Origin of the sequence: Mesorhizobium sp. C395A (assembly GCF_030323205.1) — a bacterium.
GTDB lineage: Bacteria > Pseudomonadota > Alphaproteobacteria > Rhizobiales > Rhizobiaceae > Mesorhizobium.
In genome coordinates, this window is sequence record NZ_CP100473.1 from 4,890,523 (window position 1) to 4,914,699 (window position 24,177).

The following is a 24,177-nucleotide window of genomic DNA, read 5'->3' on the forward strand; positions in this document are numbered from 1 at the left end:
AGCGGCGGCCGGCGAGGCAATTCAGCTTTGATGATGGCTTGGGTCCATGATTTGAGGTAAAAATCACCAAGCAGAAGCTGAAAGAGAGTGAAAATGCCTCAGTTCGACGATTTCGAGATCAAGATGCTGGATGTTCTTCAGCGCGATGGACGCAAGCCCGTGTCCGAACTGGCGCAGGAGATCGGCCTGTCGACGACGCCTTGCGCCCGCCGCTTCGAGGCGCTGCAGGAGGCCGGCATCATCAAGGGCTTTGCCGCCGTGCTCAACCGCCGCGCCGTCGGCCTGATGGTCGAGGTGTTCATCCAGGTGCGCCTCACCAGCCACAGCGACGGTTCGCCCGAAAGCTTCATCGCCGCCGTGCAACGCATGGACGAAGTGTCGTCATGCTGGACGATGACCGGCGACCACGATTTCCTGCTGCACGTCATGGTGCCGTCGGTCGACGAACTCAACGCCTTCGTCATGCACCGCCTGATGCGCCTTGCCGGCGTGCGCGACGTTCACACCCAGCTGGTGCTGCAGAACATCAAGGGCCCGGGCCACGTGCCGCTCGCCCACCTCAGGCGGTAGGACACGCATCGCCATTTCTGCGGAAAAGCTGCACGCAAACTGCTGAACGGAGCCCAAATGCGAAACTGAAACGCCGGCTACGCCATGCGGACCGTCGCTCAAAGGTCCGTCATGAACATCGTGCTGATCAATCCGCCGCACACTGCCATCGGCAGCCGCGTGCCCGATGACCATCTGCCACCGCTCGGCCTGCTGGCACTGGGCGGCCCGCTTATCGACGCCGGCCATAAAGTCCGGCTGGTCGATGCCGAATTCGGGCCAATGCCGTTGGAAACGCTGGTGCGCGATGCGCTCAGCGGCCAGCCCGATTGCATCCTGATCGGCCACTCCGGCTCGACCTCGGCGCATCCCACCGCGCTCGCGATCACCCGCATGGTCAAGGCGCTCGAGCCAGCGACGCTGGTGATCTATGGCGGCGTGTTCCCGACCTATCACTGGCGCGACATATTGGCGGCGAGCGATGTCTTCGACTTCATCGTGCGCGGCGAGGGCGAGGCAACCATCCTTGCCCTGGTCGTGGCACTGGACAATCGCCGGCCGCTGGGCGATGTCGCGGGTATCGCCTATCGCGACGATCTCGGCCGCCCCCTCGCGACGCGGCCGGCCGGGACCACTGCCGATCTGGACGAGTACCGCGTCGGCTGGGAGCTGATCGATCACCGCCGCTACAGCTATTGGGCGGCAAGCGCGCCGTGGTCATGCAGTTTTCGCGGGGCTGCCCGCATCTGTGCAACTATTGCGGCCAGCGCGGTTTCTGGACCCGCTGGCGGCACCGCGACCCCAAGAAATTTGCGCAGGAGATTGCCTGGCTGCACCGCCAGCACGGCGTCGAACTGATCAACCTCGCCGACGAAAACCCGACCGTATCGAAGAAGGTTTGGCGCGCCTTTCTCGATGCGCTGATCGCCGAGAACGTGCCGGTGCTGATCGTCGGCTCGACCCGGGCCGACGACATCCTGCACCTCTATCGCAAGGCCGGCGTCATCCGCTGGCTGCTCGGCATGGAAAACACCGACGAGCAGACGCTTCAACTGATCCGCAAGGGCGGCAGCACCTCATCCGACCGCGAGGCGATCCGGCTGCTCCGCCAGCATGGCATACTGTCCATGGCGACCTGGGTGGCGGGGTTCGAGGATGAGACCTTTCGCGATCTGTGGCGCGGCTTTCGCCAGCTGCTTGCCTATGACCCCGACCAGATCCAGGCGCTCTATGTCACGCCGCACCGCTGGACGCCGTTCTTCCGCATCGCCAAGGACCGCAAGGTGATCCAGACCGATGCCCGGCTGTGGGACTACAAGCACCAGGTGCTGCAGATGACCCGGCTGAAACCGTGGATGCTGTTCTTCTCGATCAAGCTGATCGAGGTCGCGGTGCAGTCGCGGCCGAAGGCGCTGGCGCGCATTCTCTTCCACCCCGATCCCGAACAGCGCCATTCGATGCGCTGGTACACGCAAATGGGCCGCCGCGTCTGGTTCCGCGAGGTCTGGGGTTTCCTGGCCCGCGACCGCCGCCTCAAGGATGGTCCGACGCTGGCTGAGTTCTGGGGCGCGCCGCAGGATGCCGATGAGGAATCCATGGTCGTCATGCGCCCGCCCGCTCAAGCCGGCCGAAGCGGCTGTCGCGATCTCGGCCGGCGCCTGACGGGCTCGCTGCCCTTCATACCTACCGTATGCGTATTGACATACGCAGCGTATGTACCCACCTCATGCATACGGGACGTATGTGAGTGCCCCGGACAATGGAGTGAAAATGACCAAACGTGACGCGATCTTTCCTGCCGGCCGGCAGGCTCTCTACGAGATAAATCGCTATTCTGCTGCAATCCGATCAGGCGATCTTTTGTTTGTCTCGGGCCAGGTCGGCAGCCGCGAGGACGGGTCGCCCGAACCTGTCTTCGAAAAGCAGGTCCAGCTTGCCTTCGATAATCTCGCGGCAGTGCTGAAAGCAGCGGGCGCCACGTTCGACGATATAGTCGACGTGACCACCTTCCACACCGATCCGGCAACGCAATGGCCCGTGATCGATGCCGTTCGGCTGAAGGTGTTCGGTGAACCGCCCTACACCAATTGGACGGCGGTCGGCGTCAACTGGTTAGCCGGCTTCGACTTCGAGATAAAGGTCATCGCGCGCCTGCCCCAGCCTGCCTAAGGGCTGGCCAGCCGACCAACTGGCCGCCAAGCCAGTTGCCGATCAGGGCACGATTAGCGTGCCGGCGCCGTGTTCGGTGAACAATTCCAGCAGCACCGCATGCGGCGTCTTGCCGTTGAGGATGACGACGCCTTCGACGCCGCGCTCGATCGCCTCGATGCAGGTCTCGACTTTGGGGATCATGCCGCCCGACACCGTGCCGTCCTTGATCAGCGCCTTGGCTTCGGCCACCGTCAGCTCGTCGATCAGCTTCTTGTTCTTGTCGAGCACGCCGGGCACGTCGGTCAGGAACAAAAGGCGCGTCGCCTGGCAGGCGCCGGCGATGGCGCCGGCAAAGGTGTCGGCATTGATGTTGTACGTGTGGCCGTCGCGGCCCGGCGCCACCGGCGCCAGCACCGGGATCATTTCCGAGCGTGCCAGCAGGTCGAGCAGGGTGCGGTCGACCTCGACCGGCTCGCCGACGAAACCGAGATCGAGCACACGCTCGATGTTGGAGTCCGGGTCGATCATGGTCCTGCGCGCCTTTTCGGCGAACACCATGTTGCCGTCCTTGCCGCACAGGCCGATCGCCCATTCGCCCTCGGCGTTGATCAGCGCGACGATCTCCTTGTTGATCGAACCGGCCAGCACCATCTCGACGATCTCGACCGTCTTCTGGTCCGTGACGCGCAGCCCGCCTTCGAACTTGGATTCGATTCCCATCTTGGCCAGCACGGCGCCGATCTGCGGCCCGCCGCCATGGACGACGATCGGGTTGACGCCGGACTGCTTCAGCAGCGCGATGTCACGGGCGAAAGCCTTGCCGAGCTCGATATCGCCCATAGCATGACCGCCATATTTTACCACCACCGTCTTGTGCTCGTAGCGCTGCATATAGGGCAGGGCCCGCGAGAGCAGGGCGGCCTGCATTTCGGCGGTGGCGGTGATCTCCGTCATCGGCATGGTTCCCTGGATGTGGGTAAGGACGGCGGCGTCTTAGCGGGAATTGGCGCAGGCCGCAAACAGCTTTGCTATCACGATGATGAAATCTGCCGGATCAGGCCGGCACCTTGAGCGGCGCCCGCCGCGTCAGTCACCCGGAAATCTTCTCCATCTGCGCGGCGAGCGACAAAAGCGTCCTGCTCGTCGCCGGGGCGGCCGACGGCCTGGATGCCGAGCGGCAGGCCGGCATCGGTGACATGGACCGGCAGCGCGATCGACGGCTGGCCGCTGACATTCTGGATCGCCGGCCGGTGGGTGAACCACAGGCTCTTGTCCATCAATTGCCCAAACAGGGATCTGATCTCCAAGAGACGGGTCAAATGCAATTTGTCGAGCAGGCTTTCGATGAGCTCGTCGGCCCCCTTCGGGTCCATGGCGCCTCAGGCAAGCGGCGGATGCGCAATGATCGGGTTGCCTCGGCGCGCGCGATCGCAGCATCGACAAGGTCCGGCGGCGAGATCTCGCCTCTATGCACCAGCTCCGCCAAGCCGGTTGCATCGTTCTCCCACAGCATCTGTTCGGCCGACATTGCTGTTCCCCTTTCTGCGGGAGGCTAACGACAGCCGATTTCCTTGGCACCGACCGGCGATTACTGGCGATCGGGCGCGGACATCGTTTGCGTGGACAACAAGATTTCTGCCTTTGCAAATAAATCGTGATCGCTTAGCTTGTCCGTATGACGCCGCAGGATATCTCCACCCTGATTGTCCGGACCTCGATGAAGGATCGGACTGCGTTCGATCTGCTTTACCGGCAAACCAGTGCGAAACTTTTCGGCGTGTGCCTTCGTGTATTGAAGGATCGCGGAGATGCGGAAGAAGCGCTGCAAGAGGTCTTCGTCAAGGTATGGACGAAGGCGGACCGTTTCGCTGTTTCCGATCTAAGCCCAATCTCCTGGCTGGTGGCCATAGCACGCAATCATGCGATTGATCGCATCCGGTCGCGACGCAAGCCCGCTGCCGATATCGATGCCGCGCTCGACGTGGCTGACCCCGGTCCGGGGCCAGAGGCTATGGTTGTTGCGGGTGGTGAATCCGAGCGCATCTATCAGTGCCTTGAAGAGTTGGAACAAGACCGGGCGCAAGCCGTTCGGGGTGCTTATTTGAACGGCGAAAGTTACGCCGAGCTCGCGGTACGTCACAAGGTTCCGCTCAACACGATGCGGACATGGCTGCGCCGCAGCCTGTTGAAACTTAGAGAATGTCTGGAAAGATGACCCTGGCAGAAGAAAATGGACCGGAACGTGGAGGCGACGACCTGCTCGCAGCCGAATACGTTCTCGGCGTGCTGCCGGCGGATGAGCGCCAGATAGCCTCCGGACGCATCGACGCGGAGACCGGCTTTGCCAGTCTCGTCGATTCCTGGGAAGTGAACCTCTCGCCGATGGCTGCCGCTTATGCTGAGGTAGAGCCGCCGGCCACCATCAAGCCGGCTATCGATCGCCGGCTGTTCTCCTCCACCGCGGCGTCGACGACGGCCCCGAGCGGCAGCCTGTGGTCCAGCCTTAGCTTCTGGCGCGGCCTCACCGCAGCGGCTCTCGCGGCCCTGGTGCTCTATGTCGCCGTGCCTTACGTCAGGTCGCCGGTCGTCGTGCCGCAGGAGCGCCTCGTCGCCTCGCTGGCTGCCGAAGGCAGCGATGTCAAATACCTTGTCGTCTACGACGCTTCCCGCCGCGATGTCGGCCTGTCACTGGTTTCGGGCGAACGCGCCGCCGGCAAGGACTTCGAACTGTGGATGATCGAAGGCAAGAATGCGCCGGTCTCGATGGGCGTCATTCCCGCCGGCCAGGTCACGCACATTCCGGTTACCCCGGCAGTGCAGCAGAAGCTGGCGCAAGGCGCCGTGCTCGCCGTCAGCGTCGAGCCGACGGGCGGTTCGCCGACCGGACAGCCGACCGGACCGGTCGTTGCCGCGGGCGACCTGAAGGGCATCTGATAGATCGTAAAACCATGACGTGATAATGAAGGCAGCGGAAGTACATCTTCCGCTGTTTTCGTTTTGGATACGCTGCTGGAGATTAGAGATTCGATCTCCGGAGATAGTTCGCCGACAAGATAAAGGATAAATTTTTCCCGGCGCGCGGAAACTCAGGCAGTTCTATTCCGTATCTCCTCATGTTCCCGAAAGAGGAAACAATAACCCCGAGGAGTTCGAACACTATGCGTAGAATCGCCACCCTTTTGCTCGCCGGTACCATTGCCGTCTCCGCCCTCGCCACAATCGCCTATGCCGAGAATCCGATGGTTGGCGGCGCCGCCATGTACGCCAACAAGAACATCGTTGAGAACGCCGTCAATTCGAAGGATCACACGACACTGGTCGCCGCCGTCAAGGCTGCCGGCCTGGTCGAGACGCTGCAGGGCGCTGGCCCCTTCACCGTCTTCGCACCGACCAATGAGGCCTTCGCCGCGCTTCCGGCTGGCACGGTCGAGTCGCTGCTCAAGCCCGAGAACAAGGACAAGCTCACCAAGATCCTGACCTGCCATGTCATCGGCGCCAAGGCGATGGGCGCCGATGTCGCCTCGATGGCCAAGGCCGATGGCGGCACCCATAAGGTCAAGACGGTTGGCGGCTGCGAGCTGTCGCTCAAGGCTGACGGCGGCAAGGTCACCGTAACCGACGAGAACGGCAATGTCGCCAATGTCACGATCGCCGATGTCGAGCAGTCGAACGGCGTCATCCACGTCATCGACAAGGTCCTGCTGCCGAAGATGTAACAAAGCCCCTGCCGCCGACGAACAGGCGGTAAGCTCCTGCAGATTGCGCGGCCCCGCCCCCGTGGGCCGAGCAAACGACCGAGCGCTCCATCCCGTCCGCAACAAGCGCGGAGCCGGTGTGGAGCGTTCGTTTGCAGGACAACCGTCACCGGCTTTTGATTTTCCAGTGGCGGCCAGATCTGGCAAAAACAACCCGCAGGAGGATTTCTGTCATGAACCGTCGAGATTTGCTTTTGAGCGGCGCCGCCATCGCTGCCGTGGCCGGCGCGGCGGCAACGTTGCGCATGGGCGGGCCCGCTAAGGCTGCCGAAACCTTCGAGGTCACCAAGACCGACGCCGAGTGGCACGCCATCCTGTCCGACGAAGCCTTCAACGTGCTGCGCAAGGAAGGCACCGAATATCCCGGCACCAGCCCGCTGCTCAACGAGCACCGCAAGGGCATTTTCGCCTGCGCCGGCTGCGACCTGCCGGTCTATTCCTCAGAGACCAAGTTCGATTCCGGCACCGGATGGCCGAGCTTCTGGCAGGAGATCGCCAACGCCGTCGGCAAGACCGAGGACCGTTCGCTCGGCATGACCCGTACAGAGGTCCACTGCCGCCGCTGTGGCGGCCATCTCGGCCATGTCTTCGACGATGGCCCGCCGCCGACCGGCCTGCGCCACTGCATCAACGGCGTTGCGCTCAGCTTCAAGCCGGCCACTGCCTGACCGTTCGGCGTCTTTAGCGGGGTGGGGATTTGGAGCCGGCGTGACGACCGCCTCTTATCTCTTGAAATGGGGCGAAAACAGTCAACTTCAAGAATTGGCAGACGGCTTTTTATGCGTAGATTCCGCAGCCCTTAACGAGAGGGCCAGAACCTATGCAACGAACTGAAGCACGGGCTCGCGACGGCGAGCCCAAATCGACCGCCAAATCGACCGACGGTGTTGATGCGGACCGGCCGCGAATATCCCATTCCGTGGTGATCGCCGGCGGCGGCCCGACCGGGTTGATGCTGGCCGGCGAGCTTTCCCTGGCCGGCATCGATGTCGCCATCGTCGAGCGGCGCGAGAACCAGGATCTCGCGGGCGCGCGCTCGGGCGGCCTGCATTCGCGCACCATCGAGATTTTCGACCAGCGCGGCATTGTCGATCGGTTCCTGTCGCAAGGCCAGACCGCCCAGGTCGCGGGTTTCGCCGGCGTTTCGCTTGACATCAGCGACTTTCCCACCCGCCACAATTACGGGCTGGCGCTGTGGCAAAAGCACATAGAGCGCATCCTTGCTGACTGGGCCGAGGAGCTTGGCGTCACGGTCTACCGTGGCCGCGAGGTGACTGGCTTAGTGCAGGATGGCGGCGGCGTCGATGTCGCGCTGAGCGATGGCAGGTCGCTTCGTGCCGATTATCTTGTCGGCTGCGACGGCGGCAGAAGTCTCGTGCGCAAGGCGGGGGGCATAGAGTTCCCCGGTTCCGAGCCGACAACCAGCAATTTGATCGCCGAGATCGAGGTAACAGAAGAGCCGCAATGGGGTATCCACCGCGATGCCATCGGAATTCACGGCCTCAGCAGACTGGAAGACGGTACGGTACGGGTGCTGGTGACCGAGCGCGAGGTCGGGGCTGGCGGCGAGCCAACTTTGCGCGATCTCAGCGAGGCGCTCATTGCCGTCTACGGCACCGATTATGGCGTCCACAATCCGACATCGCTGGCCCGCTTCACCGACATGACCCGGCAGGCAGCCGCATACCGCAAGGGGCGGGTGCTGCTGGCAGGCGACGCCGCGCACGTGCATCCACCGGACGGTGGACAGGGGCTGCAGACCGGCGTGCAGGACGCGGTCAATCTGGGCTGGAAACTTGCCCAGGTGGTCACGAAAACAGCGCCGGAAAGCCTGCTCGACACCTATCAGGCAGAACGCCACCCGGTTGCCGCGCGCGTGTTGAAAAACACCATGGCGTCAGTCGCGCTGCGTCGCGAAGACGAGCGTACCAAAACGTTGCGCGATACAGTGTCGGAACTGCTCGCTATGGAAGAGCCGCGCAAGCGTTTTGCCGGGATGTTGTCCGGCCTGGACATCCACTACGATCTTGGCGAGGGGCATCCGCTGCTGGGCCGTCGCATGCCGGATCTCGACCTCGTCACCGCTGCCGGTCCGCTGCCGGTTTTCGCGCTGCTGCACGACGCCCGGCCGCTGCTGCTTAATCTTGGTGAGCCCGGCGCTTTTGATATCGGCCCGTGGGTGGAGCGGATTCAGCTGGTCGACGCCAGGTACGATGGCGCATGGGAGCTTCCGGTGCTGGGGGCAGTCGAAGCTCCACGCGCAGTGCTGGTCCGGCCTGACGGTTATGTGGCCTGGGTCGGCGGCCCTGAAGCAGCCGGGCTTACCGACTCGCTGACCAAATGGTTTGGGTCGCCTGCCGCAGCATAGCGCGCCGGGTGTTCGACCAAGGAGCTTGATAACGATCGATGCTTAAGCGTGACCCCGGAAATCGGGGGTGATTTCCGGGGTCACACATGAGGGCGCCAGGCGGGGGGGTCCGGCGCGCTCAATGGCCTCCGCCACCGCTGCCCGCGGGCGGCGCCGGCTTGGCGATGACCAGGGTGAAGACCGCCATGGTCGCGAACAGCACGGTCAGCATGGTGAACACATCCATGAACGACAGCAGCGACGCCTGCTGCTGGACCATGCCCGACAGTTTGGAGATCGCCGCCTTGGTGGCGTCGAGACCAGGCGTCTGCTGGAAGTCGAGCGTCATGTTCTGCAGCTTGGTCTGCGCCGCCGCACTGCCCCATTCCACATGCTCGGCCAGCCTGGCGTAGTGGAAGGCGCTGCGATCGATCAGCACGGTGTTGATGACGGCAAGGCCGACCGCACCGCCGAGGTTGCGGGTCAGGTTGAACAGGCCCGACGCGTTCTTCAGCCGGTCCGGCGGCAAGGTGCCGAGCGCAATGTTGTTGATCGGCACCATGCACAGCATCATCGAGCTGCCGCGCAGGATCTGCGGGATCAGCAATTCCCAGAAATCCCAGTCGGCGGTCAGATGCGTCATCCACCATGTGCCGGCAGCGAAACCGAACAGCCCGATCATCATCATGATGCGCAAATCCATCTTGCTCGACAGGATGCCGGAAATCGGCGCAGTGACGAACATCGCCAGGCCGCTGACGAACAGGGCTTCGCCGATCATCAAGGAATCGTAGCCGCGGATGCGTCCGAGGAACACTGGATAGAGATAGGTCAGACCGTACAGGCCGATGCCGATGACGAAGGAGAACAGCGAACCGAAGGCGAAATTGACGTTGGTGAAGGCCCTGAGATCGACGATAGGCTCCTCGGCGGTGAAGGCACGCCAGAAGAACAGCGCCGCACCGACAACCATGATGATGGCGCAGATGAACACGGCCTGTTCCTGCAGCCAGTCATGGTTAGGACCTTCCTCGAGCACATATTCCATGCAGCCGAGAAACGCCGCCATACCGGCAAGGCCCCACCAGTCGAACTTGCTGAACAGGCCGAGATTGGGCTTGTCGAAATCGATCAGGGTCCAGGTCGTAACCGTCACCAGAATGCCTGGAATGACATTGATGAGGAACAGCCAGTGCCACGACATGGCATGGCTGATATAGCCGCCGACGGTCGGGCCGATGGTCGGCGCCAGCGTCGCCACCAGGCCGATCATCGGCGACACCATGGCGCGGCGCGACGGCGGGAAGATGGTGAAGGCGGCGGCGAAAACGCTCGGGATCATGCCGCCCCCGATAAAGCCCTGGATGGCTCGGTAGACGATCATCTGGTCGATGTTGGTGGCGGTCGCGGCCAGCGCGCTGGCCGCCGTGAAGCCGGCCGCGGCGCCTGCAAACAGCACGCGCGTCGACAGCATCCGGCTGAGGAAGCCCGACAGCGGGATCATCACCACTTCGGCGATCAGATAGGCGGTCTGCACCCATGGGATTTCATCGGAACTGGCGCTGAGGCCGGCCTGGATCTCGGCCAGCGAGGCTGAGACGATCTGGATGTCGAGGATCGCCATGAACATGCCGAACACCATCGCCAGGAAGGCGATGAGGCGGCGCGTCGAGATGGTCGTCGGTACCGCCGGCATGGCAGGCACCGGCGCCGCTCCTGCTGTTATGGTTGCGGTTGCCATGGCTTTGCTCCCGGCGTTCGCTCAGTTAGCCGCGGCCGGAGCCGTGCGGCTGTCGACGGCGACAACGACGCTCAGGCCGGCGCGCAGCCTGCCTGCCTTCAGCACATCGGCCGGCACGTCGATGCGAACCGGGATGCGCTGCACCACCTTGGTGAAGTTGCCGGTGGCATTTTCCGGCGGCAGCAGCGAGAACACCGCACCCGAAGCCGGCGCCAGCGACGACACCGTGCCTTCGAAATCATGGCCGTCCGTGGCGTCGACCGAGACCCGCACCTTCTCGCCGGGCACCAGCTTGGCCAGCTGCGTCTCCTTGAAGTTGGCAACGATGTAGAGCTTGTCCAGCGGCACCACGACGGCGAGCTTCTGGCCGGGGCTGACGAGGTCGCCCTGCTCGACCGAGCGGTTGCCGACGACGCCGTCATAAGGCGCCTTGAGCACGGTGAAGGACAGATCGCGCGCGGCCTTGTCGCGGTTCAGCCGCAGCGAAGCCAGCGTGCTGGCCGATTCGGCGCGCTGCGCTTCGAACACGCCGATATTGGCCTGTGCGGCTGCAATCTGCGCGTCGGCGCCGACAAGGGCTGCATTGGCCTGGTCAAGAGCGGTCTGGGCATCGTCCAATTGCGCCTGCGTGCCGACATGCGTCTTGACCAGTTGCGCGGCGCGCTGCTGGGCGCGAGCGGCGTTGTCGGCTGCCGCCTGGTCGGCGACCTTCTGCGCCTGCGCCTGTTGCAGCGAAGCTTGCGCCGCCTTGGTCTGCGCGTCGATACGGTCGAGCGTCTTGGCCAGCGTGGCGATCTGCGCCTCCGCCTGGGCAACGGCTATTCTGTAGTCGCCGTCGTCGATCGTCAGCAGCGGATCGCCGGCCTTGACCTGCTGGTTCTCCGAGACCTTGACTTGATCGACATAGCCGGAAATCTTCGGCGAGACGAACGACATGTCGGCCTGGACATAGGCATCGTCGGTCGAGATCAGGAACCGGCCGTCGGTCCAGTAATTATAGCCATACCAGGCGCCGGCGCTGAGCAGAGCGAGGCCGATGATCGGCAGCATGAACGAGCGAGCCGACCGCTTTTTCTTGGCCGGCGCCTCGGCCAAAACTTCGGCGGCAGGCTTGATGGGCGCTTCCGGCGCTTCGATAACCGGCGAGACCTTGGCGTTGGGAAAGGGGCGGACTTCGGCGGTGGTTGGCGTGTTCGAGGACATGATATCTCGCTACCGTAGCTACATAAGGAAAATGTGTTATACTGAACCGTTCGGTTCGATGCGAACGTTGACATAGCGCTAAAGCAGGCCCATATCAAGAGCAATCGAACCGCTCGGTTCGAATTATTTCGCGAGGTGTGACTTTAATGGCCGACACGTTACCCGACGTCGAAAATGATCGGTGCGATGTGCTGGATAGTGCGCGTCGCGGCCGCCCGGCGGCGGGCCAGGATCCGGTCAAGCGCAGCCAGATCATTGAGGGCGCGCGGCGCGTGTTCATCGACAAGGGCTTCGAAGCGGCGTCGATGAACGACATTACCCGCGAGGCCGGCGTCTCCAAGGGCACGATCTATGTCTACTTCGCCAACAAGGAAGAGCTGTTCGAGGCGCTGATCGAGGAAGAGCGCGGCACCATCTTCAAGAACATGTACGACATGCTCGACCGCGCCGACGATCTGCGCCAGACGCTGGTGAAATTCGGCAAGGTGCTGTCGATGAAGATCACCTCGGCCAAGGTCATCCAGGCGCAACGCACCGTGATCGGCGCCTCCGACAGGATACCGGACATGGGCGCGCGGTTTTACGAACGTGGCCCCAAACGCGGCCACGACAAGGTGGTCAAGTTCCTCAATGCAGCCATCGAACGCGGCCTGCTCAAGATCGATGATGTCGATCTTGCCGCCTATCAATTCACCGAACTGTGCCTCGCCGGCCTGTTTCGCCAGTGCATCTTCGCCTACCGCACCACGGCGCCGAGCCAGGATGAAATCGACCACATCGTGCGGTCGGGCGTCAGCCTGTTCCTGAAGTCCTACGGCACCGAAAAGCTTGCCGAGGAAGAAAGCCATCAGATGATCGCGCTCGAGGCGAAGTCCAAGGCAAAGGCCTAGTTAGCCAAAGGTCTTTTTTCGCAACTCCGGACGGAAAACCGCTTCACACTTTTCCCGGAGTTGCTTTTAACCGCCATTGGCCGCCAGCACGATCGCCGCGCGCAGTTCGTCCAGACCCTCGCCCTTTTCCGACGACGTGGCGAGCACGAACGGAAACGCCGCCGGCCGCTTCTTGATCTTCAGTAATGTCTCTTCGATCAGCTGCGGCACGCCGGCGGCCTTGATCTTGTCGGTCTTGGTCAGCACGATCTGGTAGGACACCGCCGCCTTGTCGAGCAGTGACAGCACCTCGTCGTCCTTGGCTTTGATGCCATGCCGGGAATCGATCAGCACATAGACCCGCTTCAGCGTCACGCGGCCCTTGAGATAGTCGAAGACCAGCTTGGTCCAGTCGTCCACTTTTTCCTTCGGCGCGCTGGCATAGCCGTAGCCCGGCATGTCGACCAGCGCCATTGGCGGCAAGTCGGTGCCTTCGCCGGAAAACCCGCCCGGCACGAAATAGTTGAGCTCCTGCGTGCGGCCCGGCGTGTTGGAGGTGCGCGCCAGCCCGTTATGGCCGACCAGCGCATTGATCAGCGACGACTTGCCGACATTGGAGCGGCCGGCAAAGGCGATCTCCGGCGGCCCCTCCGGCGGCAGGAACTTCATCGCCGGCACGCCGCGGATGAAGATCCACCCCTTGGTGAACAGGTCGGTTCCGATGACGGCGTTGCCCAACGCGTTCAAATTGCTGCCTCCAGCCTGGAAATATCGGCGCCTCGGATGGCGTTGAGGTTGCGGCCGATCTTGTCCACGGGCCAATTCCACCACGCTGCGGAAAGCAGTCGCCTGACCGTCCTGTCGTCGAAACGCATCTTCACCACCTTTGCCGCATTGCCGGCGACGATCGCATAGTCCGGCACGTCATGCGTCACCACCGATTTCGCCGCCACGATGGCGCCATTGCCGACCGACACGCCGGGCATGATCACCGCATCCATGCCGATCCATACATCATTGCCGACCACCGTGTCGCCGCGCACTTCCTGCGACCACGTCTTCGGGTCGAAGCCTTGCTCCCAGCCATGGCCGAAAATGTTGAACGGATAGGTGGAAAAGCCGGACATGGCATGGTTGGCGCCGTTCATGATGAAGCGCGCGCCCCCGGCGATGGCGCAGAACTTGCCGATGATCAGCTTGTCGCCGATGAAGGGATAATGATGCAGCACGCATCGCTCGGCGAATTTGTCCGGTCCGTCAGGATCGTCATAGTAGGTGAACTCGCCGATCTCGATATTCGGTGCGGTGACCAGGGGCTTGAGGAAGCCGACGCGGGTGTGCATCGGGATCGGGTGTTTGATGTCTGGGTTGGGTCCGTCCATGGCGAGATCCGTCGAGAGTGGCGCAAATTAAAGCCGCCATTCTAGATGGCGTGATCCGCCCTATAGCACCAATCGCCCGATGAGCGAGCCCTGCTGGGCTTCGATGTTCAGTTCGTGCCGCGGCAGATCACGATCAGGTCGACCGCCGCCGTCGGCTAAGGCGCCCTGAAACCCAAAAAAACGGGGCCCTGCGAAGGACAAGCAGGACCCCGGTGGTGTCGAAGACGGCTTCAAAAGAATGGCACCTCCTCGTGAGGTGGGGAAGGCAGACCGAGAAAGCCCGTCGCAGCCCGCCGTCATTCCCCGTTGCGTAAAGCCGTTACTTCGGCAACAGCACCTTGTTGACGACGTGGATGACGCCGTTCGACTGGTTGACGTCGGCGACCGTCACCTTGGCGGCGCCGCCGGACTCGTCGACGATGTAGAGCGAGCCGCCCTTGACCTCGGCGATCAGCGTGTCGCCGCTAACGGTCTTCATCTCATACTTGCCGCCCATCGCCTTGGCCTTGGTCATCATCTCCTTGGCCGAGATCTTTCCAGCCACGACATGGGCGGTCAGGATCTTGGTCAGCTTGTCCTTGTTTTCGGGCTTCACCAGCGTGGCGACGGTGCCGGCCGGAAGTTTCTTGAAGGCGGAATCGGTCGGCGCAAACACCGTGAAGGGTCCCGCGCTTTCCAGCGTGTCGACCAGGCCGGCGGCCTTGACGGCGGCAACCAGCGTCTTGTGGATCGGCGAGTTGAGGGCGTTCTCGACGATGTTCTTGGAGGTCAGCATCGCAGCGCCGCCAACGGCGGGATTGGCGAGCGTATAGGCCGTCGTCGCTGCGAGGGCCGATAGAGCCAGGCCGGCGGAAAAGCATAATGCCTTGAGGATGGACTTTGCCATTGGAGAACCCTTCTGGTGCGACAATTGTTGATTCGATTGTCGGGAAGAGTTACGCGGCGATTGCGGGAAAGTTTCGGTGCAGAGTAAAAAATGATAATGATAACAAATACTTAAAGGCGAATGCCCATTCCACGCGCCGCATCCCCGCGATGGACATGACGGGGTCACGGATCAAAAACAACGGTCTTCGGATTAGGGCTGATCGGTGTTGATCGGCCTTGGCGGTACAAGCAGCAGCCACGCCGGTTGCACGCCGCAAGTTTCGCGCCTCACGGGAACGTGATGCGCGCCTCGTCCACAAAAAACACCGGACGAGCCGGGGCTTTGATTGCCACGCCGTTTATTCAGCCGGCGAGGGTTTCTTTCGGAACAATGCCGTCAGATTGTCCCACAATTCGATCTTGGCGCCCTGGCGCTTCATGATCACGCCCTGCTGCAGGATCGACAGCGTGTTGTTCCAGGCCCAGTAGATGACGAGGCCGGCCGGGAAGCTGCCCATCATGAAGGTGAAGATCACCGGCATCCAGGTGAAGATCTGCGCCTGCGTCGGATCCGGCGGCGTCGGGTTCATGCGCATCTGCAGGAACATGGTGATGCCCATGACCACCGCCCAGGCGCCCATATGCGGCAGGAATGCCGGCGGCGCGAAGGGCAGCAGGCCGAACAGGTTGAAGACCGAGGTCGGATCGGGCGCGGCCAGATCCTGGACCCAGCCGAAGAACGGCGCGTGCCGCATCTCGATGGTGATGTAGAGCACCTTGTAGAGCGAGAAGAACACCGGGATCTGCAGTGCCACCGGCCAGCAGCCGGCGAGCGGATTGATCTTCTCGGTCTTGTACAGCTCCATCATCGCCTGTTGCTGCTTCATCTTGTCGTCCGCGTATTTCTCGCGGATCTCGAGCATCTTGGGCTGCACCTTCTTCATGTTCGCCATCGACGCATAGGATTTGTTGGCGAGCGGGAAGAAGAGGGTTTTGACGACGACGGTGGTGGCAAGGATGGCCAGACCGAAATTGCCGAAGAATTTGTACAGCGTGTCGATCAGGTAGAACATCGGCTTGGTGATCCAGATGAACCATCCCCAATCGATCAGCCGGTCGAACAGCCTGATCTGGCGGTCCTGGGCGTAGGCGTTGATCTTGTTGACTTCCTTGGCGCCGGCGAAGATCTCGGTCTCGACCGTCGCCGACTGCCCGGCGGCAATGGTGATCGGGTCGGTGAGGAAGTCCGACTGGTAGCGCGGGCGGCCATTGTCGTAATAGGCATAGTGCGGCTGGAACGGCTGCTTCTCGGTCGGCACCAGGGTAACCGCCCAATATTTGTCGGTGATGCCAAGCCAGCCATCGGTCGATTTGCTCGGCGTATAGAGCTTGTTCTTCTCGATGTCGGCGTATTTGTGCTCCTGCAGGCCTTCGGTTCCCGTGACGCCGATCAGGCCTTCATGCAGCACATAGGAGCTGGCGACGGCCGGCTTGTCGAAACGGATGACGCGGCCGTAATTGGACAGCGTGACGGGGGTCGAGGCTGAATTCTGCACCGCATCGGAAACGGTGAACATGTAGTCGCCGTCGACGGAGATCGTGCGCTTGAAGGTCAGGCCCTTGTCGTTGGTGAAGGTCAGCGTCACTGGCGTCGCCGGCGTCAGCGTCGCATTGCCGTCGACGCTCCAGACCGTTTCCGGGCCCGGCACCGTGCCGGTCGTGTCGCTGCCGACAAAGCCGATCTCGGCATAATAGCCGGTGGGCAGCGCCTGCGGATTGAGCAGCTGGATCTGCGGCGATGTCTTGTCGACCGTCTCGGTGTAGTGCTTGAGCTTTAGGTCGTCGAGGCGGGCGCCGGTGAGGTTGATCGAGCCCGACAGACTCGGCGTGTCGATGTTGACGCGGGCCGTCTTGGCCACTTCCTGCGCGCGGCCTTCCGGCGTCGTGACATAGGTGCCGGGCGCGTTTGGAATGGCGCCGGGCGCTGCGGGCGCCGGCGTGCCGCCGGGGTTGGCGGCCTCGGCCGCCTTCTTCTGCTCCGCCGCCCGCTGCTCTTCGATGCGGGCCGCCTCGCGCTGCTGTTCGCTGCGCGGCAGCACATAGAAATATTGCCACAGCCCGAGGATCAGCACCGACAAGACGATGGTGATGTAGAAGTTCCGGTTGTTTTCCATCGAAAGCCCTTGGCCTATCGTGTTCCGCTGAGACGGCGGGAGAGTTCGGCCTTCAACTGGCCGAACGGAATGGTGAGCACGTCTTCACGCCCGACGATGACATAGTCATTGCCGGGCGCCATGTCACTTGCGGCATGGGTGCGCACGGCTTCTTTCAGCCGCCGCCTGACGCGGTTGCGGACAACCGCATTGCCGACCTTCTTGGTGACGGTGAAGCCGACGCGCGGCGGCAGGCCGTCATTGCGGTCGAGAACTTCGACGAGAAAAAGCCGCCCGCGCCGCTTTTCACCGCGGCGGACGGCCAGGAATTCCGCACGTTTCAGAAGCCGCTTGGGGTTTGGTCCCACTGGCTTGCCGGTTGCGGGCAACGATCTCGTCTTCCGTTCAGGCGCTGAGCCGCTTGCGGCCGCGGTTGCGGCGAGCTGCGACGACGCCGCGACCACCCTTGGTGGCCATGCGAGCACGGAAACCGTGCCGGCGTTTGCGGACGAGTTTGGACGGTTGGTAGGTACGCTTCATTTGTTTTAATACCGCGGGGTGCGGCCCTTCTTGATTCTGTCACTGTGTAACAGGAGCTTTGCCGGGCCGGCATTGGCGCGATCGAAACCGCGCCGGGACGAATGGCCCGAGCGTGAGCGGCTTATAGAAAGAAGGGTTTTGGGAGTCAATCCAGCGCGAACTATGAGTTCGTCGCAGCGCGAACGCCAGTTCGTCGCAGTGCGAACTGCCAGTTCGTCACGACGCGACACCCCGTTCGTCGCAGCGCGAAAACCCAGTTCGAGGCGATCTTTATTTCTGGCACCATCGTCCAACGAAGGATGAAATTGGCAAAAAAGCCGCAATCGCCTAATCTCAACCGATCAAGCGTTTGTGAAGACAGGCCTTAATGAGCGAAGTTGCATCAGCGGATGAAGGGAGCGGCCCGGCGACAGCCGATGCCAGCCCGGCGACCGTTCGCCCGGTTGCGAGCCGTTCGGTGCCCAATCGTTCAGTGCCCTTGGCGCGCGGCCTGTCGACCAAGCTGCTCTTGCTCACCATTGTCTTCGTGCTCCTGGCCGAAGTCCTCATTTTCCTGCCCTGGATCGCCAGCTACCGCCTGGCCTGGCTGAAGGAGCGGCTAAGCACCGCTGCCGCGGTGTCGATCGTGCTGGTGCAGGGCGAGCCCAATTCCCTCTCCCGCGCCGCCCAGAACGACGTGCTGATGGCAATCGGCGCCAAGGCGATCGCGGTGCGCGACGGCGGCGTGTCGCGCCTGCTGGTGGTGGCCGAGATGCCGCCGCAGGTCGACGAGCATATCGATATCGCCAATGTCGGCATGATCAAGGGCATGACCGGGGCGCTGGATACGCTGTTCTTCGGCGGCAAGCGCATGCTCAGGGTGTTCGGCCCGGTCGGCGACAGCGACAAGGAATTCGAGCTGATCATGCCCGACTATTCCCTGCGCAACGCCATGCTGCGCTATTCGCGCAACGTCGCCTTCGTCTCGCTGCTGATCTCGTTGTTCACCGCAATGCTGGTCTATGCCGCGATCGACCTGATCATGATCGGCCCGATCCGCACCATGACGCGCTCGATGCTGTCCTTCTCCGAGGCGCCCGACGATCCAGGGCGCATCATCCACCCGGCCGCCCGCGCCGACGAGATCGGCGTTGCCGAGCGCGAACTGTCGCAGATGCAGGAACGGCTGCAAAAGATGCTGTCGGAGCAGAAGCACCTTGCCGACCTTGGCCTCGCCGTCTCCAAGATCAACCACGACATGCGCAACATCCTGGCCTCGGCGCAGCTGATGTCGGACCGCCTGCGCCTGGTCAAGGACCCGACCGTGCAGGCCTTCGCGCCAAAGCTGTTGCGCGCGCTCGACCGCGCCGTCTCCTATTCCGAAGGCGTGCTCCACTATGGCCGCACGCAGGAGCCGGCGCCCTCACGCCGCCGCTTGCGGCTGCGCCAGCTGGTCGACGACGTCCACGGCCTGCTCGACATCGAGGACGGCATCGAATTCGTCAATGCCGTCGAGCTCGCCTTCGAGGTCGATGCCGATTCCGACCAGCTGTTTCGCGTGCTCACCAATCTGTGCCGCAATGCGGTGCAGGCGATGGCGGCCGACGCCGAGAGTGCGCTGGTGCGCCGGCTCGCCGTATCGGCCGAGCGCATAGGCAGCGTAAGCCGCATCATTGTCACCGACACCGGTCCCGGCCTGCCGGCGAAAGCGCGAGAAAACCTGTTCGCGGCGTTTCGCGGCTCGGCCCGCAGCGGCGGCACCGGCCTTGGCCTTGCCATCGCGCACGAACTGATCCGCGCCCATGGCGGCACGGTGGAGCTGGTCGAATCGATCGGCGGACGCACCACCTTCGCCGTCACCATCCCCGACCAGCCGGTCCGCCTCGACCAGGCCCGCAGCGGCCTGCGCCGCCCGGCCTGAGCTGTATTTGAACTTCGGCCGAAGCCGGACTTAGCTGAATCTCAGCACCCCTTGATCGGCACCGTCGAAAGCAGCTGCGACAAAACTTTTGCCGGATTGGCTTGCTTTTCGGAAATTCAGTCGCTAGGGAACACGTCTTGTCGCGGCCGGTCGTCAGGATCGGTTAGCGGGGCTATGTAAAGCATGGCCTGTTGCGCGCCCGTAGCTCAGCTGGATAGAGCACCAGACTACGAATCTGGGGGTCAGGAGTTCGAATCTCTTCGGGCGCGCCATTTCCGCCGAAACTGTGATTTCCTGCGATCCGCTAGCCGGTCTTGGGCTCGCATATGAAGAGCAGGTCGCGGAACACGTTGCCGAGCACCGCCTCATCCGAGTGCTGGAGAACTGGACGCCGCCTATTCCGGGCTTCTTCATTTATTACCCCAGTCGTCAGCCTGACTGCGCTATAAACGCGCTGCGATGTTCTTGAAACGGGAGAGTACGCGGCGACCGTTATCTGGGCGCAGCGACGCTGAATGCTCATCACGCCGCCGCGCAGCACGCTCACTTTTCTTCCGCCTTTCCCGGATCAGGGCCCAATCGGCCTCGCCCCAGCCAGATACCGCTCATTGTCGAACGGCTCGGCGTGGGTGCTGTCCGGGCTCCACATGTGGCGGTGGGTCTCGGTAAGATTGCCGAGATAGACATGCAGTGCGCCTGAGCGGGCGCTGCCGGTGTTGGCCACCGCGTGCACAGTATCAGGGGTCATGTGCACCGCGGGCGCCGCGATGTCGTGGCGTTCCGGCGCATCGATCTCGCTGCCGTCGACGGGATAGATGAAGTTGGTCTCGCTGCCCTTGTAGATGCCGATCAGCGCATCCATCAGATGGTTGTGCGGCGGGTACTGCAGGCCGGGCGACAGCGTGATGTGGTAGATGGTCAAGTCAGGGCTGGCATGCAGCAGCACCTCATCGTCGTCTTCCTCATGCGCGAGCACGCCTGATGCATGGAAGCGGTCGGTGTGTTCGCGCAGCACCGCCTTGACCCGTTCGAAGGCATGAGCACCTTTGGCTGCGTTGACGATATCGGAGGTTACGGCGTAAAGAGGCGAGTTGGCGTCATTTGTCGTCATCTCCATTGGGAAGCTCAACCAATACAACTGAGATGCTCAGGCTAGCGAATGCCGGCAGACCCGTCAACCGGATGGTCGAACGGGCAAGCAGACTACGCGGGCAGACCACGCGGGCAGACCAAACGGGCAGGCAGATATGGCTCTTCCGAAATCAGTGTCACCGTCCGCCGTCAAGGCGCCGTCGACCGCCGACATATTGCGCAGCGAGGAAGCTTATGAGCAGCTGAAGAGCGACATCGTCGCCTGCGTCCTGCAACCCGGCGAAAGCCTGACCGAAAAGCAGATCGGCGACCGCTACCAGATCAGGAAGGCGACGATCCGCTCGGCTTTGGCCCGCCTGACGCAGGAAGGGCTGATCAAGAGCGAGCCGCGCCGCGGTTATGTCATCGCACCGCTTAGCCTGCGCGACGTCAACGAGATCTTCGACGTCCGCAGCCTGATCGAACCGGAAGTGTTCCGGGTGGCCGCGGCAAACCTCACCGAACGCGGGCTCGACGACATCAGGCTGGCGGCGCAGAAGGTGCTGAAGCCGGAGACGCTGCGCAGCCATGTCGCCTTTCTGGCGGCCGACCGCGCCTTTCGCCTGGCCCTGGCTGAACTCTCCGGCAATCTGCGGCTGGTTCGCCTGCTCGACCAAACGCTCGACCAGTCGGAGCGTGTCCTACATCTCGGCTTCAAATCGCGCGACTTCACGCAAGCGATCATCGGCCAGCAGAAGGAGTTGGTGCTTGCCTGCGAACTGGCCGAAGTCTCGGCCATCGCAAAGCTTGCCCGTTCGCAGTGCCTGTCGCTCAAGAAGCAGGTGCTCGAGGCCTTGCTCGCCGGCTCCAAGCTGCAGGACGCCAATTTGCAAAGCTTCGCCTGAGGCGCGAAGCCCGCGCTCTCTGGCCGATGCTTACCCGTCGATGAAGCGGATGTCCGCATCGGCAAGGCAATAGGGCGCGTAGCGGAAATCGCGGATATGGCTGACCTTTCCATCCTGCCAGTCGACCAGCATGAAGCCGCGCACGGCGTCATCTCCCGCTTGCGGGCTGCGGATCAGGATGGCCGGCCTGCCGTCGACGAAGCCGAGCGACAGCGCCCAATCCTGGACACGGTCGTAATTGCCGAAATAGTTGGAAACCTGCGCCTTGCCGCGCATGCGGGTGCGATTGACGACTTCAAGCTGGATGTCCTCGGCGATCAACGCGCGCACGGCGTCGAAGTCGCGCGCGTTGAACAGGTCGACATAGCGGCGCAGGCGCCGCTCGTCGTCGGCGTCGAGTTTTGGGGCAGGCGCCTGCTCGTCCTGTGACGCCAGCAGGCGCAGCTGCGACCGCCCGCGATGGAGCGCTGCCTTGGTCGCAGCCAGGGTCGCGCCGGACACTTCGCAGGTTTCGTGCAGGCTGAGGCCAAGCACGTCGACAAGGATCACGGCGCTGCGCTGCACTGTTGCCAGCTGCATGAAGCTTCGCAGGCTGGCGGCGGTGGCGAGCCTCGCATCGGCGCTGGCGGAGGGGTCTTCGATCGTCGTCATGTCGGTCTCGCTCATGCGCGCCTGCTCCCGCTGGCGCCGGCGCAGATGATCTTGCGCGGCATTGTGGGCTATGCGGAACAGCCATTGCTCCGGATGCTCGACGGCGGCGTCGCCGTCGATGGCCTGCAGTGCCTTGATCAGTGTCTCCTGGACGATGTCCTCGCCATCGATCACCGAGCCGGCCATGCGGGCGCAGTAGCGGTGCAGCTTCGGTCGCAAGGAGCCGAGCATCGCCTCCAGGGCAACGCGGTCGAGTTTTGCTGTGTTCATCCTGTCCGTTCCCAAAATGCCGGTCTTTGCATTCAAGCCGGCACGACCTCGCCGGCCAGCATACGATAATTGCCGACGATCTTTGCCGGCGATCTGGCAAGCGGCGTCGAGCGGCGTCCGGCATGATCGGCGCTGAAGGCCTTGAAGGCTGCGAGCCCCGTCAGGCCGTCGCCATCCTGGCTGACAAGATGGATGAACTCGCCATTCTCCAGTTCCAGGACGAGGTAGCGCACGGATTGCGGCTTCGTGTCGTCGAGTGCCTCGAACACCTGTGCAACCAGCATACGGTTCTCGGCGATGCTTTCGTCCTTCACGCCGTAGCGGATGAGATTGTAGCCCATTGTCGTCTCCTATTTTCAACTCTGCACGGAGAAGACGTTTCGCGGCCTCGAAAAGATTCGTCGCCCGGCGAATCTTTTCGATCGTCCGGATCGTCTTTCCCGTGGACGGTTGCGCGGCAGCCATCGAGGAGCAGGAGAGATCCATCATGCACATCCAGTTTGCCGAATTGCCGGTGTTCGACCAGGACCGCGCCAAGGCCTTCTACACCGGCCATCTTGCTTGCCAGGTGGCGGAGGACCAGCTGATGGGCGACAGCGGCTGGCGCTGGATCGAGCTGACATTTCCCGGCGCCGTCACCAATTTGCATTTCGTCAAACGCCCCGATGACACGCCGGGCACTGAGCCCGTGCTGGTGCTCGTTGATGGCGATGTCGAGGCAACGGTCGCGGGCCTGAAGGCGCGCGGCGTCGAAATCATCACCGAGCCGCAGGAAGCGCCTTGGCAGCCGGGCCGCACGGTCGCCGAATTCCGCGACAGCGAGGGCAACCGCATGGTTGTCGCCGGCAAATGATCGGACCCGGCGCAAAGCCGAACTTTGACATGAGAACAACAGGAGAGATGGACATGACCCCCCAAACGTCGACGCTGAAAGTACCGGGCGCCAGCCTCTATTATGAGATGCGCGGTTCCGGCCCCGTACTGTTGATAATCCCCGGCGGACCGCAGGATGCCGGCGTCTTCGCCGATGTCGCGGGCTACCTCGCCGACCGCTACACGGTGGTCGCCTATGATCCGCGCGGCAATTCGCGCAGCACCTTCGACGGAGAGCCGCAAGAGCAGGACCTCAATGTCCATGGCGACGATGCCGCGCGATTGATCGAGGCGCTTGGCGCCGGACCGGCCTATGTGTTCGGCACCAGCGGCGGCGCCCAGATCGGGCTCAACCTCGCCGCCCGCCATCCCGGCCGGGTTCGTGCACTGGTGGCGCATGAGCCGCCCAGCATGATGCTGCTCGACGACCCGTCGCCGTCACTGGCCGGCATGCGCGACCTGCACGACACCTATCGCAGCCAGGGTGTCGAGGCGGCGATGCAGAAATTCTTCAGCGAGAACAGCCTGTCGGAAGGGCCGGGTCAGGATGAAGCCGGGCCGCAGGACGGACCGCCTTCGTTCGAACCGTCGCCGGAGGAGGCCGAGACCTCTGCCAGGGTCAGCGGCAATTTCGAATACTGGCTGGCGCATGGCGTCATGCCGCTGTCGCTCTACCGTCCTGATATCGAGGCGCTGCGCGGCCGCCCGGTCGTGGTCGGCATCGGCGAAGAGTCCATCGGCCAGCCGATCGACGGCATGGGCAAGGCGCTGGCCGACAGGCTCGGCAGCAAGCGCGCCGCCTTCCCCGGCGACCATATGGGCTTTGCGCCCTATCCCGATCGCTTCGCCGAGACCTTGCACCTGACGCTCAGAGGCGCGTGAGATCGTCAGTCCAATAGGAAAGGAGCGTCCGCATGCACAATGCGGACGCCCTTCTCCCATGAAATTAC

General features: G+C 63.0%; 25 protein-coding genes, 1 tRNA gene and 1 pseudogene. 14 read left to right on the forward strand and 13 right to left on the reverse strand.

The genetic code is table 11. The annotated features are described in order from the left end of the window. Positions 1-93: 93 nt before the first annotated feature. The 3 genes and pseudogenes from NLY37_RS23870 to NLY37_RS23880 all read left to right on the forward strand — a co-directional run bounded on the left by NLY37_RS23870 (position 94) and on the right by NLY37_RS23880 (position 2,718). Entirely contained in the window at positions 94-570 is a 477-nt protein-coding gene (locus NLY37_RS23870) for an Lrp/AsnC family transcriptional regulator (RefSeq protein ID WP_023732755.1), read from the forward strand. Positions 571-681: 111 nt separating this feature from the next. Beyond that, positions 682-2,150: pseudogene (bchE, locus tag NLY37_RS23875) on the forward strand (magnesium-protoporphyrin IX monomethyl ester anaerobic oxidative cyclase); the annotation flags it as partial. A gap of 169 nt (positions 2,151-2,319) precedes the next feature. Beyond that, on the forward strand, positions 2,320-2,718 hold the full coding sequence (locus tag NLY37_RS23880) for a RidA family protein (protein WP_023687463.1): 399 nt from the start codon (positions 2,320-2,322) through the stop codon (positions 2,716-2,718). A 42-nt stretch (positions 2,719-2,760) separates the two neighbouring features. Here the strand turns inward: NLY37_RS23880 and argB are convergent, their stop codons facing one another. Both argB and NLY37_RS23890 read right to left on the reverse strand, forming a co-directional pair. Further along, entirely contained in the window at positions 2,761-3,654 is an 894-nt protein-coding gene (argB, locus tag NLY37_RS23885; RefSeq protein WP_023693007.1) for an acetylglutamate kinase, read from the reverse strand. A gap of 77 nt (positions 3,655-3,731) precedes the next feature. Continuing rightward, entirely contained in the window at positions 3,732-4,073 is a 342-nt protein-coding gene (locus tag NLY37_RS23890) for an amidase family protein (protein WP_023741309.1), read from the reverse strand. A 302-nt stretch (positions 4,074-4,375) separates the two neighbouring features. Here NLY37_RS23890 and NLY37_RS23895 point away from each other — a divergent pair, with 302 nt between their 5' ends. The 5 genes from NLY37_RS23895 to NLY37_RS23915 all read left to right on the forward strand — a co-directional run bounded on the left by NLY37_RS23895 (position 4,376) and on the right by NLY37_RS23915 (position 8,823). Next, complete coding sequence (locus NLY37_RS23895) at positions 4,376-4,915, forward strand: sigma-70 family RNA polymerase sigma factor (RefSeq protein ID WP_023693009.1); 540 nt, start codon at positions 4,376-4,378, stop codon at positions 4,913-4,915. Beyond that, a complete protein-coding gene (locus tag NLY37_RS23900; RefSeq protein WP_023741308.1) occupies positions 4,912-5,634 on the forward strand; it encodes an anti-sigma factor in 723 nt (240 codons plus the stop codon). The genes NLY37_RS23895 and NLY37_RS23900 overlap by 4 nt, the downstream gene beginning before the upstream one ends. A 224-nt stretch (positions 5,635-5,858) precedes the next feature. Continuing rightward, a complete protein-coding gene (locus NLY37_RS23905; protein ID WP_023693011.1) occupies positions 5,859-6,416 on the forward strand; it encodes a fasciclin domain-containing protein in 558 nt (185 codons plus the stop codon). Positions 6,417-6,628: 212 nt separating this feature from the next. Further along, positions 6,629-7,123 (forward strand): peptide-methionine (R)-S-oxide reductase MsrB, encoded by a 495-nt coding sequence (gene msrB, locus NLY37_RS23910; RefSeq protein ID WP_023693012.1) that lies wholly within the window; start codon positions 6,629-6,631, stop codon positions 7,121-7,123. 152 nt (positions 7,124-7,275) lie between these two features. Then, complete coding sequence (locus NLY37_RS23915; RefSeq protein ID WP_031208456.1) at positions 7,276-8,823, forward strand: FAD-dependent monooxygenase; 1,548 nt, start codon at positions 7,276-7,278, stop codon at positions 8,821-8,823. Positions 8,824-8,941: 118 nt separating this feature from the next. Here the strand turns inward: NLY37_RS23915 and NLY37_RS23920 are convergent, their stop codons facing one another. Both NLY37_RS23920 and NLY37_RS23925 read right to left on the reverse strand, forming a co-directional pair. Then, the gene (locus tag NLY37_RS23920; RefSeq protein WP_023696025.1) at positions 8,942-10,543 is read right to left on the reverse strand and encodes a DHA2 family efflux MFS transporter permease subunit; all 1,602 of its coding nucleotides are present in this window, start codon (positions 10,541-10,543) and stop codon (positions 8,942-8,944) included. A gap of 21 nt (positions 10,544-10,564) precedes the next feature. Continuing rightward, positions 10,565-11,746, reverse strand: coding sequence for an HlyD family secretion protein (locus NLY37_RS23925; RefSeq protein ID WP_023693015.1), 1,182 nt, complete (start codon positions 11,744-11,746; stop codon positions 10,565-10,567). A gap of 146 nt (positions 11,747-11,892) precedes the next feature. On the opposite strand from NLY37_RS23925, the gene NLY37_RS23930 reads away from it, so the two are divergent. Further along, positions 11,893-12,636 carry a TetR/AcrR family transcriptional regulator gene (locus NLY37_RS23930; RefSeq protein ID WP_023673241.1) on the forward strand — a complete coding sequence of 248 codons (744 nt, stop codon included), beginning with the start codon at positions 11,893-11,895 and terminating at the stop codon, positions 12,634-12,636. A 66-nt stretch (positions 12,637-12,702) separates the two neighbouring features. Here NLY37_RS23930 and yihA read toward each other — a convergent pair whose 3' ends face one another. The 6 genes from yihA to rpmH all read right to left on the reverse strand — a co-directional run bounded on the left by yihA (position 12,703) and on the right by rpmH (position 17,557). After that, on the reverse strand, positions 12,703-13,362 hold the full coding sequence (gene yihA / locus NLY37_RS23935) for a ribosome biogenesis GTP-binding protein YihA/YsxC (RefSeq protein WP_023741307.1): 660 nt from the start codon (positions 13,360-13,362) through the stop codon (positions 12,703-12,705). Next, positions 13,359-13,997, reverse strand: coding sequence for a CatB-related O-acetyltransferase (locus NLY37_RS23940; RefSeq protein ID WP_023741306.1), 639 nt, complete (start codon positions 13,995-13,997; stop codon positions 13,359-13,361). Before NLY37_RS23940 ends, yihA begins: the two co-directional genes overlap by 4 nt. 319 nt (positions 13,998-14,316) lie before the next feature. Beyond that, complete coding sequence (locus NLY37_RS23945; protein WP_023741305.1) at positions 14,317-14,883, reverse strand: fasciclin domain-containing protein; 567 nt, start codon at positions 14,881-14,883, stop codon at positions 14,317-14,319. Positions 14,884-15,223: 340 nt separating this feature from the next. Further along, positions 15,224-17,038 (reverse strand): membrane protein insertase YidC, encoded by a 1,815-nt coding sequence (yidC, locus tag NLY37_RS23950; RefSeq protein WP_023741304.1) that lies wholly within the window; start codon positions 17,036-17,038, stop codon positions 15,224-15,226. Between the two features lie 14 nt (positions 17,039-17,052). Further along, positions 17,053-17,406 carry a ribonuclease P protein component gene (rnpA, locus tag NLY37_RS23955; protein ID WP_023672264.1) on the reverse strand — a complete coding sequence of 118 codons (354 nt, stop codon included), beginning with the start codon at positions 17,404-17,406 and terminating at the stop codon, positions 17,053-17,055. A 16-nt stretch (positions 17,407-17,422) separates the two neighbouring features. Further along, positions 17,423-17,557 (reverse strand): 50S ribosomal protein L34, encoded by a 135-nt coding sequence (gene rpmH / locus NLY37_RS23960; RefSeq protein ID WP_008833937.1) that lies wholly within the window; start codon positions 17,555-17,557, stop codon positions 17,423-17,425. A 367-nt stretch (positions 17,558-17,924) separates the two neighbouring features. Here rpmH and NLY37_RS23965 point away from each other — a divergent pair, with 367 nt between their 5' ends. Together NLY37_RS23965 and NLY37_RS23970 are read left to right on the forward strand one after the other, a co-directional pair. Continuing rightward, positions 17,925-19,457, forward strand: coding sequence for an ATP-binding protein (locus NLY37_RS23965; RefSeq protein WP_023728827.1), 1,533 nt, complete (start codon positions 17,925-17,927; stop codon positions 19,455-19,457). Positions 19,458-19,652: 195 nt separating this feature from the next. Beyond that, positions 19,653-19,729, forward strand: a tRNA-Arg gene (locus tag NLY37_RS23970). A gap of 296 nt (positions 19,730-20,025) precedes the next feature. On the opposite strand, the gene NLY37_RS23980 is transcribed toward NLY37_RS23970, so the two are convergent. Next, a complete protein-coding gene (locus tag NLY37_RS23980; protein ID WP_023741303.1) occupies positions 20,026-20,574 on the reverse strand; it encodes an autotransporter in 549 nt (182 codons plus the stop codon). Between the two features lie 130 nt (positions 20,575-20,704). Here NLY37_RS23980 and NLY37_RS23985 point away from each other — a divergent pair, with 130 nt between their 5' ends. After that, the gene (locus NLY37_RS23985) at positions 20,705-21,433 is read left to right on the forward strand and encodes a GntR family transcriptional regulator (protein WP_023714481.1); all 729 of its coding nucleotides are present in this window, start codon (positions 20,705-20,707) and stop codon (positions 21,431-21,433) included. A gap of 30 nt (positions 21,434-21,463) precedes the next feature. Here the strand turns inward: NLY37_RS23985 and NLY37_RS23990 are convergent, their stop codons facing one another. Both NLY37_RS23990 and NLY37_RS23995 read right to left on the reverse strand, forming a co-directional pair. Continuing rightward, positions 21,464-22,354, reverse strand: a complete 891-nt coding sequence (locus tag NLY37_RS23990) for a sigma-70 family RNA polymerase sigma factor (RefSeq protein ID WP_023741301.1) — start codon at positions 22,352-22,354, stop codon at positions 21,464-21,466. Positions 22,355-22,386: 32 nt separating this feature from the next. Beyond that, on the reverse strand, positions 22,387-22,695 hold the full coding sequence (locus tag NLY37_RS23995) for a hypothetical protein (RefSeq protein ID WP_023681378.1): 309 nt from the start codon (positions 22,693-22,695) through the stop codon (positions 22,387-22,389). A 146-nt stretch (positions 22,696-22,841) separates the two neighbouring features. On the opposite strand from NLY37_RS23995, the gene NLY37_RS24000 reads away from it, so the two are divergent. Continuing rightward, positions 22,842-23,207, forward strand: a complete 366-nt coding sequence (locus tag NLY37_RS24000) for a VOC family protein (protein ID WP_023687448.1) — start codon at positions 22,842-22,844, stop codon at positions 23,205-23,207. 53 nt (positions 23,208-23,260) lie between these two features. Continuing rightward, positions 23,261-24,109: an alpha/beta hydrolase gene (locus NLY37_RS24005; protein WP_023741300.1), complete on the forward strand. Its 849-nt coding sequence runs from the start codon at positions 23,261-23,263 to the stop codon at positions 24,107-24,109. Positions 24,110-24,177 lie beyond the last annotated feature (68 nt).